Source organism: Geothrix campi (assembly GCF_024609265.1).
In the GTDB taxonomy this organism is placed as follows: domain Bacteria; phylum Acidobacteriota; class Holophagae; order Holophagales; family Holophagaceae; genus Geothrix; species Geothrix campi.
Genome location: NZ_JANHMP010000002.1, coordinates 398,287 through 411,183 on the forward strand (window position 1 = coordinate 398,287; position 12,897 = coordinate 411,183).

Sequence of the window (12,897 nt, forward strand, 5' to 3'; positions counted from 1 at the left end):
GACGCGGCCGAACCCAGGCAGCAGAACCCCCGCAGCTCCTACAGCCCCCGTGCCCACTTCGGCCGCAGCGGGGTTCGGCCCGCGAGCGCCGCGTCGATGGCGGCCAGGATGGCCTCCCGATCGCGGGGCAGGCGGCCGCCGATGGGCAGGTAATTCGAGGCGTGGTTGGAACGGAAGATGGCGCCGCTGGGATGAGCCTCCTCCACGAACCAGCGCAACTCGGTCAGCAATCCACGGATATCGGGAAGTTCGAATCGTCCGTGGCCCTCCAGGTTGGCCAGGGGCGTGTCCGGGACCACAGTCAGCGTCAGCGTGGAAAGGAAGCGCGGATCCATGGCCGTGGCGAGACGCCCGGAAGCCCGTGCATGCACCTCGCTGCGCTCCCGGCCGCCGGCGCCCAGCAGGAAGATCAGCGATTGCTCCATGCCGGCCGCGCGGGCCTTGCGCGCCGCTTCGACATGTTCTGCCGCCGTGGCCCCCTTCGCGATGCGGTGGAGGGTCACGTCATCGCCCGACTCCGGGCCGATGTAGAGCAGCGAAAGCCCCAACGCCCGGAGGCGCTCCAGCTCCTGGGGTGATTTCTCCAGCAGGTTGCGCGCCGTGGCATAGGTGCTGACGCGCCGGAGCCGGGGAAAGGCAGAGGCCAGGACGAGCAGGATGGGCTCCCACATCCCGAGGTCCATGCCCAGCGGATCGCCGTCGGCCACGAAGACGTGCCGCACGTCCTCGGCGAACCGGGCGCCGGCCTCGCCGATGTCGGCCAGAATCTCCTCCAGGGGGCGCACCCGGTAGCGCTTGTCCCGGTACATGGCGCAGTAGGTGCACGCATTCCACGAGCAGCCCAAGGTGGCCTGGAGAATGAACGATTCGGCCTCGCTGGGCGGGCGGAAGAGGGGCTCGTCGTAGCGCATGAGGACATTCTCCCGCAGCAGGCCGGGTCGGCGCCAAAAGGGGCATACCCCCCTGGTAGAATGATGCCGTCCCCGCGAGGTCTCCATGCGAGCAGGTCGCGGTAGGGTCGGGTCCGATGCACCTTCAGTGCCGCTGGGATACGCGGCGGTCCGTCTGCTGCTTGTCGCTTTGGTCGCCCTGATGGCCCTGCTGGCGCCCAAGGTGGCCTGGGGAACCCAGACCGTGGAACGGCGAGTGGGTGTGGCGCGGGTGCAGGGGACCATTGGCCCGGCGACGGCGAGCTACCTCGCGAGGGCCGTCGGAGAGGCCGCCGGCCAGAAGGCCGAGTGCCTGATCATCGAACTTGATACGCCGGGGGGGCTCCTCGATTCGACGAAGGAGATCATCCAGAGCTTCCTCCGCTCACCCGTCCCCACGGTCGTGTACGTATCGCCCCAGGGGGCCTGGGCCGGCAGCGCGGGCTGCTTCATCACCATGGCCGCCGACGTGGCCGCGATGGCGCCCTCCACCAGCATCGGAGCGGCGCATCCAGTCGGCATCGGCACCGGCGGGGAGAAGCAGGACGACGTGATGAAGCAGAAGCTGGAGAACTTCGCCTCCAGCTACCTCGAGGCCATCGCCGGCAAGCGGCATCGCAATGTGGAATGGGCCAAGGCCTCGGTGCGCGAAAGTGCCTCGCTTACCGCCGAGAAGGCCCTCCAGATGAACGTGGTGGACCTCATCGCCGAGGACATGCCCGACCTGCTGAAGCGCCTCGATGGGAGGGAGGCGGGGGGACGCAGGCTGGAGACCGCCGGGGCCACCCTCGTCGTGATCCCGATGTCACCGCGGGAGAAGGCGTTCCAGATGATCGCGCATCCCCAGGTGATGCTGATCCTGATGCTGGTCGTGGTGTACGGGATCATCGGTGAGCTGACCAGTCCCGGGGCCATCCTGCCGGGCGTGGCGGGCGTGATCGCGCTGCTGCTGCTGCTGTACCTCTCCTCGGTGCTGCCGATGAATGTCACCGGGTTGGCGCTGATCGCCGTGGGAATCCTGCTGTTCACCATCGACGCCTTCGCCCCGACGCATGGCGTGCTCACGGCCGGCGGCGTCATCGCCTTCTTCCTCGGCCTGGTCATGCTCTTCGATCGGGGTGAACCCTATCTGCGCCTGTCGCTGATGTGGATGGTGCCCGCCACCGTCGTCACGGCCCTGTTCTTCATCTTCGTGGCCGGCGCGGGCATCCGCGCCCAGCGGCTTCCCGCCAGGGCCGGCGCGGAGACGATGCTGGGCCGGGTCGTCCCGGCCGTGGAGCCGATCGATCCCGCGGGCGGGAAGGTATTCATCGAGGGCGAGTACTGGAATGCCGTCAGCGCCGAGGCCATCGCGGCCGGCCAGGCGGTCGAGATCGTCGCACTGAACGGGTTGACCTTGACGGTGAAATCGATGGGGACTTCCAAGGAGGAGCAATCATGAACGAATTCCTGTTGTACCTGGGCCCCTGGATCGCCGTGCTTCTGGCGCTGGGACTGATCGTCCTGCCCCAGGCGGCGCGCATCCTGCGCGAGTACGAACGGGGCGTGATCTTCCGGTGGGGCAAGCTCAAGGGCGCCAAGGGGCCGGGCCTGATCTTCCTGATCCCCTTCATCGATCGCATGGTGCGGATGGACCTGCGCGTGGTCACCATCGATGTGCCCAAGCAGGAGGTCATGACCCGCGACAATGTCCCTGCGACCGTGGATGCCGTGGTCTACTTCCGCGTCGTAGATCCAGAGTCGGCGGTGGTCAAGGTCGAGAACTTCCTCAAGGCCTCCTCCCTGATCGCCCAGACCACCTTGCGCAAGGTGCTGGGCCAGTCGGAGCTGGATGAGCTGCTGGCCCATCGCGAAAAGATCAATGTCCAGCTGCAGGAGATCATCGACCGCCAGACCGCGCCCTGGGGCGTGAAGGTGAGCACCGTGGAGGTGCGCGACGTGGTGCTTCCCGATGGGATGAAGCGCGCCATGGCCAAGCAGGCCGAAGCCGAGCGGGAACGGCGTGCCAAGGTCGTCAACGCCGAGGGCGAGTTCCAGGCCGCGGAGAAGATGGTGCAGGCCGCCGCCATGATGGCGGAGCAGCCCATCTCGCTCCAGCTGCGCTTCCTCCAGACCATGGTGGAGATCTCCAGCGAGCACAACACCACCAGCTTCATCCCCCTGCCGAGCGAGCTCTTCCGGCCCTTCATCCAGAAGGGGTAGGGCGCCGGTCCTTCATCAGCAGCCCCGGTACCGCGCCTCGGAGACCAGGAAGAGCCCCAAATCCACCGGATCGGCCGTCATCAACGGCAGGCCCGCCACGAAACCCGGGCGGCCCACGCGGTCATCCAGGGGGGCCTGCGGGCAGAGCTTCTGGAACCGCGCCGTCAGCAAGCCGAGGTTGGCCAGGGTGGCCGGACCCATCTCGGCGCCCAGGCACTGGTAGCTCAGGCGGTGCTCGTACATGATCAGGTCCGGCGCGCCGTCCTGGCGCTGCACCAGGAGGAAGGGCTCTTTCGCGTGGGTGGTGCGCTCCGTCGTCTGCGTCACCTTCTTGGTCAGCATCATGCCGCCGCTGAGCACCGCCCGGCCCAGGCTCAACTGCCGCGTGGTCGTCTTTTCGATTTCGGTGGATGTGTGGGTGCGTGCGCCCCGCTGAAGCAGGCGCACGGCGGTGAACGGACAGGCGTGGGAAGCCCCTTGGGCGTCCTGGGCCAGGAAGCCGTCCGCCGTCCAGGTGAGGTCCCGGACGAGCACCCGGCGCGCATCAGTGGTCACCTCGGCCGGATCCGAGGCCCAGGCGAGGAAGCCCTCCGCCGTGAGGGCCGCGATCAGGGCATCGGGCTCCGTCGCGACTCGAAGGAGGATCCGCGGGAAGGTGCCCGCGAGCAGGCGGGCTCCATCCGCCGGGGCCAAACCCGCAAGCCTGGCGGCGCGGGCGATGGCGGTCGGATGGTCCGGGAGGCGGCCGAGGGTGATGAACATGGGCGAAAGGGGGAAGGGCGGCCAGGGGTTGAGTACGGGTCGCTGACCCGGCAGCCTTGGATTGAGGATATCTCCTGTCGGCACATCGTCTCCCATCTTCTCTTCCATGGAGAATCGGGCCTGGCGCTATGCTGGCCCTTCCGTCCAAGGAATCCCCATGCATCCAGGTCCCTCCGCGTGTGTCTTCCCTCCCTCCGCCGGCCGCGGGCGGTAGCCCATGCAGATCCAGTGCCGGAGCCTCGTCATCGTCCTAGTGGCCGCCCTGGTACCCTGGCTCCAGGCCCAGGTCCCCGTGCGGGACGCGGCCGATCTGCGGAAGCAGCTCGACCGTCTCCAGACCGTGGGTAGCGTCCTCTACATCGCCGCCCACCCGGATGACGAGAACACGGCCGTGCTCGCCACCCTGTCCAAGGGCCGCAACCTGCGCACCGCCTATCTCGCCCTGAACCGTGGCGGCGGCGGGCAGAACCTCATCGGCCCGGAACTGGGAGACGGCCTCGCGGCCATCCGGACCCAGGAGCTGCTGGCCGCGCGGCGCATCGATGGGGCCGAGCAATTCTTCACATCGGCGGTGGACTTCGGCTATTCCAAGACCGCCGAAGAATCCCTGCGTGTGTGGAACCACGACAAGGTCCTCGCGGAGGTGGTGCGGACCATCCGCGCCTTCGAGCCCGACGTCATCCTCACACGGTTCCCCCCAGACGCCCGGGCGGGGCATGGCCACCACACCGCCTCCGCGCTGCTCGCCATCGAAGCCTTCAAGGCCGCTGCGGATCCGACTCGCTTCCCGGAGCAGCTTCGAGCGGGCCTGCGCCCCTGGCAGGCCACGCGACTGCTGTGGAACCACTACCTGTTCACCGACGATGCCCCCGCGCCACCCGCCAAGAGCCTCTCGCTGGACGTGGGTGCCTTCGATCCCCTGCTCGGCCGGTCCTACGGCGAACTCGCCGCCGAGAGCCGGAGCCAGCATCGCAGCCAGGGCTTCGGCGTGCTGGCCCAGCGGGGGCGGCGGGTGGAGACCTTCGAACTGCTGGCGGGCCGTCCCGCGAAGACCGACCCGTTTGAAGGGATCGACCTCAGCTGGTCCCGCTTCCCCGGCACCCGCGGCGTTGCCGCGCTCCTGCGCGAGGCCCGCCAGGGGTTCCGCCTCGATCAACCTGCCGCCATCCTGCCCCAGCTGGTGCGCGCCCTGGCGGACCTGCGAGGCCTGCCTCCAGCCGCCCAGGCGGAACCGCTCATCCAGGCCAAGGCTGCGGATCTGGAAGAGCTGATCCGGGCCGTCGCCGGCCTCTGGGTGGAAGCCATCGCCGACCGGCAGAGGACGGCGCCCGGGGACCAGCTCACCGTGGCTGTCGCCCTGCTGGCGCGCGGCGGCAGCCCCCTGACCCTCGAGTCCCTGGCCCTGGAATCCGTCCGGCCCGAAGGCGTGAAGGTCCTGGAGCTCCGCAAGGATGGGAAGGCCCTGCCCGACAACGCTCCACGGAAGGAAGCTTTCACCATCACCGTGCCGAAGGAGACGCCTCTGAGCCAGCCCCACTGGCTGGGCGGCCCCGGCGCCGAGGCCTGGGCGGGCCTTCCCGAATCCCCGGCGCCGTTCCGCCTCCGGGCCCGGCTGACCACTTCCGACGGCGGCTTCGAGGTCAGAGTGCCCGTGCAGTTCCGCTTCCGGGATCCCGTGCTTGGTGAGCGGTATCAACCCCTGGCGGTGGTCCCCGCCGCCCTCGTGACCTTTGCGGATCCCGTGCAGGTCTTCGAGGACCCGCTGGCCAAGGAGGTGCGCCTCAAGGTGATGGCGGGCGGTTCCGCCACCTCGGGGCGGGTGCGCCTTCCGGCGCCGGCCGGGTGGCAGGTGGACCCGCCTGAACAGGCCTTCACCTTGACCCGCGTCGGGGAGGAACGGGAACTGGCCTTCCGGCTCACGCCACCCGCCTCGACGGCTTCCGGAGAGCTCCGTGCTGAGGTGGACACCGGCACTGGCTTCACGCCTGCGCTCAGCCTCGTGAAGCTGGACCATCCACACATCCCCCTGCAGACCCTCCTGCCGCCCGCGAAAGTGCGCCTGGAGCGTTTCGACCTGAAGCACGATGGCCGCCGCATCGGCTACGTCATGGGGGCCGGCGATGACATTCCCCTGGCCCTGCGCCGCATCGGCTACGAGGTGGAGCTCCTCACCGACGAGGCTCTGGCCCGGGAGGACCTCGGCAGGTTCGATGCCATCGTGCTGGGCATCCGCGCCTTCAACACCCGCCCGGCCCTCCACACCCTCAAGGAGCGCCTCCACGCCTATGTCGCGGCGGGCGGCACCGAGCTGGTGCTCTACACCGTGAACACCGGCTTCCCGGGCATCAATGCCGCCATGGTCACGGAGGCGATCGGTCCCTATCCCTTCAAGGTGGGAAGGAAGCGCGTCACCGTTGAGACCGTGCCGGTCCACCTCCTTGAGCCCGGGCACCCCGTCTTCCACTGGCCCAACGAGATCACCGCGAAGGATTTCGACGGCTGGGTGCAGGAGCGGAGCCTCTATCACGCGGAAGGCTGGGATACGCACTACACGGCCCTGATGGGCATGGCCGACCCCGGCGAAGCTGAGGATGGCGGGGCCCTGATCGTGGCTGGCTACGGGAAGGGTCACTACGTGTACACCGGCCTCTCCTTCTTCCGCCAGCTCCCCGATGGGGTGCCGGGCGCCACCCGCCTCTTCGCCAATCTCCTGGCCCTGGGGCACCCCCATGGCTGAGGGAATCCCGCCCCTCCTCGGAACCTGGAAGCGCCTCTACCTGCTGGTCCTGGGCGAACTGCTGCTCTGCATCCTGGGCTTCCGCCTCTTCTCCTGGGCCTTCTCATGACCCGGCTCGATTGGTTCGTACTGGGCGGCGCCCTGCTGTTCGTCGTGTGCTGGGGGCTCTACAAGGGGCGCGGCGCCACCACAGGAGAAGGCTACATCGGCGGTGGACGCGATCATCGTTGGTGGCTGATCGGCCTCTCGATCATCGCGACGCAGATGAGCGCCATCACCTTCCTCTCCACGCCGGGCCTCGCCTACGTGGATGGCATGCGCTTCGTGCAGTTCTACTTCGGCCTGCCCCTGGCGGCCATCGTCCTCTCCATCACGGCCCTTCCGCTCTACCACCGCCTGAAGGTATCGACGGCCTACGAAATCCTGGAGGACCGCTTCGACCTGAAGACCCGACTCCTCGCCGCGGGCCTCTTCCTGATCCAGCGCAGCCTCGCCGTGGGCATCACCATTTTCGCCCCCGCCCTCGTCCTCTCGGTGCTGCTGGGCTGGAGCATCCACGCCAACATCCTCCTGGTCGGCCTGCTGGTCATGACCTACACGGTCGTGGGAGGCACCCGGGCGGTGGCCTGGGCCCACACCTCGCAGATGGTGATCATCGCCTTCGGGATGATCCTGGCGGGCGTGATGACCGTCCACCGCCTGCCCCCCCACGTGAGCCTCGGCGATGCCCTCCATGTGGCCGGCGGGCTGGGGCGGTTGAATGCCATCGACCTGCGGTTCGACCTCAACAACCGCTACAACCTGTGGTCCGGGCTCATCGGCGGCTTCTTCCTCATGCTGTCCTATTTCGGCACGGACCAGTCCCAAGTGCAGCGCTACCTGGCGGGCAGCTCCCTCACCCAGAGCCGCCTCGGCCTCCTGCTGAACGGCATGGTCAAGGTGCCCCTGCAGTTCCTCATCCTGCTGCTCGGCGTGTTCGTCTTCGCCTTCTACCAGTTCAACGCGCCGCCGCTCTTCTTCAACCCGGGCCCCGTGAAACAGGTCATGGCGAGTCCAGATGCGCCGGCCTACCGCGCCACCGAGGTGGACTTTGCGAAGGCGCGGGCCGTCCAGCGTCAGCGGGCCGAGGCCTTCGTGGCCGCCCGGCATGCCGGGGATGCCAGGACGATCGCGGCGGCCAAGCAGCAGCTCCAGCAGGCGCAGGCCGAGAGCGAAACGGTGCGGATGCGGGGCTTGGCGATCATCGAGAAGGCCAATCCCGGCACCCATCCCAGCGACATCAACTACATCTTTCTCGCCTACGTGCTGAGCAGCCTCCCGGCCGGGCTTGTGGGCCTCGTGCTCGCCGCCGTGTTCTCTGGTTCGATGTCCTCCATGTCCGGGGAGATCAGCGCCCTGGGCGCGACCACGGTGGTGGACCTGTGGCGGCGCCTCATCGGCGGCAGCAGGGGCGCGCGCGAAGTGTGGGTGGGGCGCATCGCCACCTTCGCCTGGGGCTGCCTCGCCATGGCTTTCGCGGAGTATGCCGCCCGTCTGGGCTCCCTCATCGAGGCGGTGAACATCCTCGGGTCCCTGTTCTACGGCACCATCCTCGGCATCTTCATCACGGCCTTCTACGTCAAGCGGGTGCGCGGCGGCACGGCCTTCTACGCCGCCCTCGTCGCCGAGGCCGGCGTGCTGCTCTGCTTCAAATTCACGAACATCTCATTCCTCTGGTACAACCTCATCGGTTGCCTCGCGGTGGTGGGATTGGCCTGGGGGTTCAGCTGGTTTGGAAGGCCGGACGCCGTCCCGGATCCGGTTTGATATCCAGCCTGGCGGCTCGCCTCTTCAGCGAATCGGCGCCATGGAATCTCATGGGAGGTGTGGAACTAACAGGTGGTGGGTGGATCTCGAAGGTATCCTGCTGGTGTTCCGTTAAGGAGGGGCCATGGGATTGGGCGCGAAGATCGCGTTGGGGTGCGGCGGGCTGGTGGTGCTGCTGCTCGTGGTGCTGGGCCTGGGGGCAGTGGGGTCCTACAACAGCCTGAACAGCCTCAGCCAGGCCGTGGACGCCCAGTGGGGGCAGGTGGAGAACGTCTACCAGCGTCGGTCCGACCTGGTCCCGAACCTGGTGGAAACAGTGAAGGGCGCCGCGGCGTTCGAGAAGGACACGTTCCAGGCAGTCACCGAGGCCCGGGCCAAGGTGGGCCAGGTTGCCACCGGCGGCAAGGTGCCGGATACCCCCGAGGCCATGGCCAATTTCCAGAAGGCCCAGGAGGGCCTGGGCTCGGCGCTGTCGCGGTTGCTCGTGGTGGTGGAGAAATACCCCGACCTCAAGGCCACCCAGAATTTCCGGGACTTGCAGGCCCAGCTGGAAGGCACCGAGAACCGCATCGCCGTGGAGCGCATGCGCTTCAACCAGGCGGCCCAGGCCTTCAACACCCGGCGCAACAGTTTTCCCACGGTCCTGGTGGCGGGGTTCTTTGGCGACCGGTTCCGGGAACGGGCCTACTTCAAGGCCCAAGCTGGGGCTGACGTGGCGCCTAAAGTCGCCTTCTAGCCACCCGTTCCCATGCGGCGAGTTCTTGTCCTGATCGGTTTGCTGGCGGGCCTCTGGGGCGGGCTGTGCCTGGGGGCCCAGGCGGTTCCGCCGCCCCCGCCCGTGCGTTGGGTGACGGACGGATCGAACCTGCTTTCCCCGGCCACTCGGGCAGGTCTGGACCAGCGCCTCAAGGCCTACCAGGCGGGCACCGGACACCAGGTGCTGGTGTGGATCGGCGGCACCACCGGGGGGGATCCCCTGGAGGACTGGACGGTGAGGGCCTTCGCCGCCTGGAAGGTGGGCCGCCAGGGACTGGACGATGGCCTGGTCCTCTTCGTGTTCACGGGGGATCAGAAGGTCCGCATCGAAGTGGGCTATGGCCTGGAGGGGCAGGTGCCCGACATCCTGGCCTCCCGGATCATTCGCGAGACCATCCTGCCGCGCCTCAAGGCCGGAGACGCCGATGGGGCCCTGAACGAGGGTGTGGATCGCATCCTGAAGGTGGTCGGCGGGGATGCCTCGGCCCGGGAACCCCAGGACCAGGGCCGACGGGGCAGCCCACCCATTGGGCTGGGTGGATGGATCCTCATCGGGATCCTGGGCCTGGCGTTCCTGGTGCTGGCCGTCACGCATCCAGGCATGGCCATCTGGCTCCTGTTCAACATCCTTTCCGGGGGGCGGGGCAGCGGCGGCGGTGGCGATGGCGGCTGGTCCGGAGGCGGCGGCCGTTCCGGGGGCGGCGGAGCCTCGGGATCATGGTGAGAGACGGAGGGTCCCCATGGTGGGTATGAGCCGCAGAAGTCTGAGGAAGTGCGTGGATCAGGCGGAGGTTGTGGCGGCCATCCGGGCGGCGGAACAGGTGACCTCGGGAGAGATCCGGGTTTCGGTGGCGCCCTTTTTCTGGGGGAATGTCGAAAAGACGGCGGGCAAGGCTTTCCGCCGCCTCGGCATGGCGCACACCGCCGACCGCAATGCGGTGCTCATCTTCCTGGTGCCCAGCCGCCGGCGCTTCGCCATCCTGGGCGACACCGGCATCCACGAAAAGGTCGGCCAGGCCTTCTGGAACGAGGTGTCGACCTGCCTTTCCTCCCATTTCCGCCAGGGGGCGTTCACCGAGGGCCTGGTGGAAGGCATCCGCATGGTGGGAGACAGCCTAGCCACCCACTTCCCCTCCGCCGGAGCCGCGGACCGCAACGAGCTGTCGGATGGTGTCGATTTCCAGTGAGGCGTCCTGAAATGAGTGCCCTGCCGCACTTGGCACGAACGGGAATCGCAAAACCACCGCGTTCTTGGACTGGCTCTGGGGAAGAGCGGCACCCTGGCCCCTCGACCGCGGCTTACCGGCCATGGGGTCATAACCCGAAGCTGGGAAGGTTCAGCCCTACCGTTCTCTGATTTGAACTGGGCCCGCTGGGTGATCCCCGGGCTGGGTCGGCACTTCTCCATGGGCGGTGCAGTTTTCCGTTGGTTCGGTGCCAGAGATGAAAAACTCATCCAGCTTTTGAGGACATTCCTCCCGGGCCAGGAGTCCTGTGGTGGGGTCGATACGGCAGGTCACGACGGTCTCCGGCCGGGGGAAATCCATTTCTGGCCGCGAGGCCACGACCTTGTTCATGAATCGTTCCCAGATCGGCGCTGCGACGGCTCCTCCCGTGAACCCTTGCCCTCCAGGCTTGGGCTGGTCGTGCCCGATCCAGATGCCCGTCACCAGGTTCGGGGTATAGCCGACGAACCAGGCGTCCACGTAGTTGTCCGTGGTCCCCGTCTTCCCGGCGGAGGGATGGGCCTGGCTGAATGGGCGAAGGGATTTGGCGGTGCCGTAGGTCAGGACATCCTTCAGCATCTGCGTGGTGATGAAGGAAGCCGCTGGAGACAGCACCTGGGAAACGACCGGCGGGTTCTCGATCCAGGTCTGGCGCTTGCGGTCATAGATCCGGAGGATGGTCCTGGCCTCGGCCTTCATGCCACCGGTGGCCAGGGGGGTGTACGCCTGCACCAGGTCCTTCAGGGTGACTTCGTCCGTACCCAGTGCCAGCGAGAGGCCGTTCTGGGCATGCAGCGAGAGGCCCATCTTCCCGGCGAGATCCACGAAGGCCGGCACTCCGACGGTCTCCAGCACCTTCACCGTGATGATGTTGTCGGAGTGGGCCAAGGCCTGCCTGAGGGAGAGCTCGCCAAATTGTTCCCGGCCGTAGTTCTGGGGTTTCCAGACCCGGCCATTCCCGGCGTCGTAGGCCACGGGTTCATCGCTCCAGAGGCTGGCCGCCGTGACGCCCTTCTCCAGGGCTGCCGCATAGATGAGGGGTTTGATCGCCGAGCCAGGCTGGCGCTTTGAGATGAAGGCCCGGTTGATGGCGTTCTGGACCCCATCCATATCCCCAACAGCGGCAAGGACGTCGCCTGTGGTGGGATCCAGACAGACCAGAGCACCCTGCAGCCCGGGGGCGAGGCGCTTGACGCCATCCCGCAGGGTCCGTTCAGCCTGACGTTGCAGGTCCAGATCGAGGGCGGCGATCACCTCCAGACCCCCTTGCTCGACGGCTTCGGCCCCCAGGCGTCCGGCCAGTTGCGCCCGGATCTGGGCCAGGTACTGCGGAGCCTGGCCCAGGGGACGTGTGGCGGCGCCGTGGGCCTGGAGTGCCCGTTTCCGCTGGGACGAAATGAGCTGGAGGTCCTCCATGCGCTTGAGGACGACATCCCTCCGTCCCGCCACCTCCACCGGCTTGCCGAAGGGGTTGTAGCGGCTCGGATTCTTCGGCACGCCCGCCAGGAGGATGCATTCGCCCTCGGTCAGTTCTTCCGGGCTCTTGTCGAAGTAGAGCCGGGCCGCCTGGGCGATGCCCTGGGCGCCGTTCCCGAAATAGATCTCGTTGAAATACATCTCCAGGATCTGGGGCTTGGTGTACCGCTTCTCGAACTCCAGAGCCAGCTTGGCTTCCTCGAGTTTCCGGTCCAGGGTCCGGGCCGAGGTCAGGTATTTGTTCTTGATCAGCTGCTGGGTGATGGTCGAGCCGCCTTCGGCCATTTTTCCCTTGAGCACATCCTTGACCGCGGCCCGGGCGACGCTCCGGTAATCGATGCCGCCGTGTTCGTAGAACCTGGCATCCTCCACGGCCAACAACGCCTGCTGAAGGAAGCTGGGAATCCGTTCCAGAGGGACCCAGTAGCGATTTTGGGGCGGAATGCGGCCCACGTATCTGCCATGGCTGTCGAGCACCGTGACCGAGCTGATCCCAGCCGGCAGCAGGGGGCAGGTCGCGAAGTTGTTCTGGGTCTGCTGGCCCAGGGCAGCCAGGCCCTGAACCAAACCCAGCACCAGGAGCACCGGACGACTCCAACAGCCCCTGCGGGTTTGTTTCAAATGGGACAAGGTCAGAACCATTCCTTCACCCGATCTACGCATCCACGCACATCTTCATCTGCCTTCGCACGTGGTCGAACCACGTAGGCCATCACCGGCGGGTTGACGCCCCGAACAGTATGGTCGGAAAGCGAGAACGGCTCGATTTCCGGCCACCCCCGCGCCGTCAGGTGTTTGCCGCTCCCCGCCTGTCGCGCCGGCTCATGCGGTCACGATTTGAACTGGTCCCGCTGCGCGGTCCCCGGTCTGCTCCTGACGCGACATCTAGTCGCGTCCTCCACATCCCACTCGCAGGTCCAAATCCTGCCCGTCCGTTATGGGCGGACGCGAAAACCGGAGCACTCGGCTCCGGTCAACATTTCATTGGTAGCGGGGGCAGGAT

10 protein-coding genes are annotated in these 12,897 nt (G+C 67.3%); 7 read left to right on the forward strand and 3 right to left on the reverse strand.

The features are described from left to right. Positions 1-38 precede the first annotated feature (38 nt). Entirely contained in the window at positions 39-911 is an 873-nt protein-coding gene (locus NOV65_RS10975) for a radical SAM protein (RefSeq protein WP_257306500.1), read from the reverse strand. 181 nt (positions 912-1,092) lie between these two features. Here NOV65_RS10975 and NOV65_RS10980 point away from each other — a divergent pair, with 181 nt between their 5' ends. Then, positions 1,093-2,370 (forward strand): NfeD family protein, encoded by a 1,278-nt coding sequence (locus tag NOV65_RS10980; RefSeq protein ID WP_257306501.1) that lies wholly within the window; start codon positions 1,093-1,095, stop codon positions 2,368-2,370. Further along, positions 2,367-3,131 carry a slipin family protein gene (locus NOV65_RS10985; protein ID WP_257306502.1) on the forward strand — a complete coding sequence of 255 codons (765 nt, stop codon included), beginning with the start codon at positions 2,367-2,369 and terminating at the stop codon, positions 3,129-3,131. The genes NOV65_RS10980 and NOV65_RS10985 overlap by 4 nt, the downstream gene beginning before the upstream one ends. Positions 3,132-3,146: 15 nt before the next feature. Here NOV65_RS10985 and NOV65_RS10990 read toward each other — a convergent pair whose 3' ends face one another. Further along, positions 3,147-4,001 carry a hypothetical protein gene (locus tag NOV65_RS10990; protein ID WP_257306503.1) on the reverse strand — a complete coding sequence of 285 codons (855 nt, stop codon included), beginning with the start codon at positions 3,999-4,001 and terminating at the stop codon, positions 3,147-3,149. 109 nt (positions 4,002-4,110) lie between these two features. Here NOV65_RS10990 and NOV65_RS10995 point away from each other — a divergent pair, with 109 nt between their 5' ends. The 5 genes from NOV65_RS10995 to NOV65_RS11015 all read left to right on the forward strand — a co-directional run bounded on the left by NOV65_RS10995 (position 4,111) and on the right by NOV65_RS11015 (position 10,379). Further along, on the forward strand, positions 4,111-6,630 hold the full coding sequence (locus tag NOV65_RS10995; RefSeq protein ID WP_257306504.1) for a PIG-L family deacetylase: 2,520 nt from the start codon (positions 4,111-4,113) through the stop codon (positions 6,628-6,630). A 105-nt stretch (positions 6,631-6,735) separates the two neighbouring features. Continuing rightward, on the forward strand, positions 6,736-8,436 hold the full coding sequence (locus NOV65_RS11000; RefSeq protein WP_257306505.1) for a sodium:solute symporter family protein: 1,701 nt from the start codon (positions 6,736-6,738) through the stop codon (positions 8,434-8,436). 124 nt (positions 8,437-8,560) lie between these two features. Next, positions 8,561-9,172, forward strand: coding sequence for a LemA family protein (locus NOV65_RS11005; protein WP_257306506.1), 612 nt, complete (start codon positions 8,561-8,563; stop codon positions 9,170-9,172). Between the two features lie 12 nt (positions 9,173-9,184). Further along, positions 9,185-9,916, forward strand: coding sequence for a TPM domain-containing protein (locus NOV65_RS11010; RefSeq protein ID WP_257306507.1), 732 nt, complete (start codon positions 9,185-9,187; stop codon positions 9,914-9,916). A gap of 25 nt (positions 9,917-9,941) precedes the next feature. Continuing rightward, positions 9,942-10,379, forward strand: a complete 438-nt coding sequence (locus NOV65_RS11015; RefSeq protein ID WP_257306508.1) for a TPM domain-containing protein — start codon at positions 9,942-9,944, stop codon at positions 10,377-10,379. A gap of 156 nt (positions 10,380-10,535) precedes the next feature. Here NOV65_RS11015 and NOV65_RS11020 read toward each other — a convergent pair whose 3' ends face one another. After that, positions 10,536-12,536, reverse strand: coding sequence for a transglycosylase domain-containing protein (locus tag NOV65_RS11020; protein WP_425250851.1), 2,001 nt, complete (start codon positions 12,534-12,536; stop codon positions 10,536-10,538). Between the last annotated feature and the right edge of the window lie 361 nt (positions 12,537-12,897).

What these genes read in the sequence shown, in the direction of transcription:
- NOV65_RS10975 (WP_257306500.1), bottom strand. Translation starts at nt 911, where the DNA reads ATGCGCTACGACGAGCCCCTCTTCCGCCCGCCCAGCGAGGCCGAATCG.
- NOV65_RS10980 (WP_257306501.1), top strand. Translation starts at nt 1,093, where the DNA reads ATGGCCCTGCTGGCGCCCAAGGTGGCCTGGGGAACCCAGACCGTGGAA.
- NOV65_RS10985 (WP_257306502.1), top strand. Translation starts at nt 2,367, where the DNA reads ATGAACGAATTCCTGTTGTACCTGGGCCCCTGGATCGCCGTGCTTCTG.
- NOV65_RS10990 (WP_257306503.1), bottom strand. Translation starts at nt 4,001, where the DNA reads ATGGAAGAGAAGATGGGAGACGATGTGCCGACAGGAGATATCCTCAAT.
- NOV65_RS10995 (WP_257306504.1), top strand. Translation starts at nt 4,111, where the DNA reads ATGCAGATCCAGTGCCGGAGCCTCGTCATCGTCCTAGTGGCCGCCCTG.
- NOV65_RS11000 (WP_257306505.1), top strand. Translation starts at nt 6,736, where the DNA reads ATGACCCGGCTCGATTGGTTCGTACTGGGCGGCGCCCTGCTGTTCGTC.
- NOV65_RS11005 (WP_257306506.1), top strand. Translation starts at nt 8,561, where the DNA reads ATGGGATTGGGCGCGAAGATCGCGTTGGGGTGCGGCGGGCTGGTGGTG.
- NOV65_RS11010 (WP_257306507.1), top strand. Translation starts at nt 9,185, where the DNA reads ATGCGGCGAGTTCTTGTCCTGATCGGTTTGCTGGCGGGCCTCTGGGGC.
- NOV65_RS11015 (WP_257306508.1), top strand. Translation starts at nt 9,942, where the DNA reads ATGAGCCGCAGAAGTCTGAGGAAGTGCGTGGATCAGGCGGAGGTTGTG.
- NOV65_RS11020 (WP_425250851.1), bottom strand. Translation starts at nt 12,536, where the DNA reads ATGGTTCTGACCTTGTCCCATTTGAAACAAACCCGCAGGGGCTGTTGG.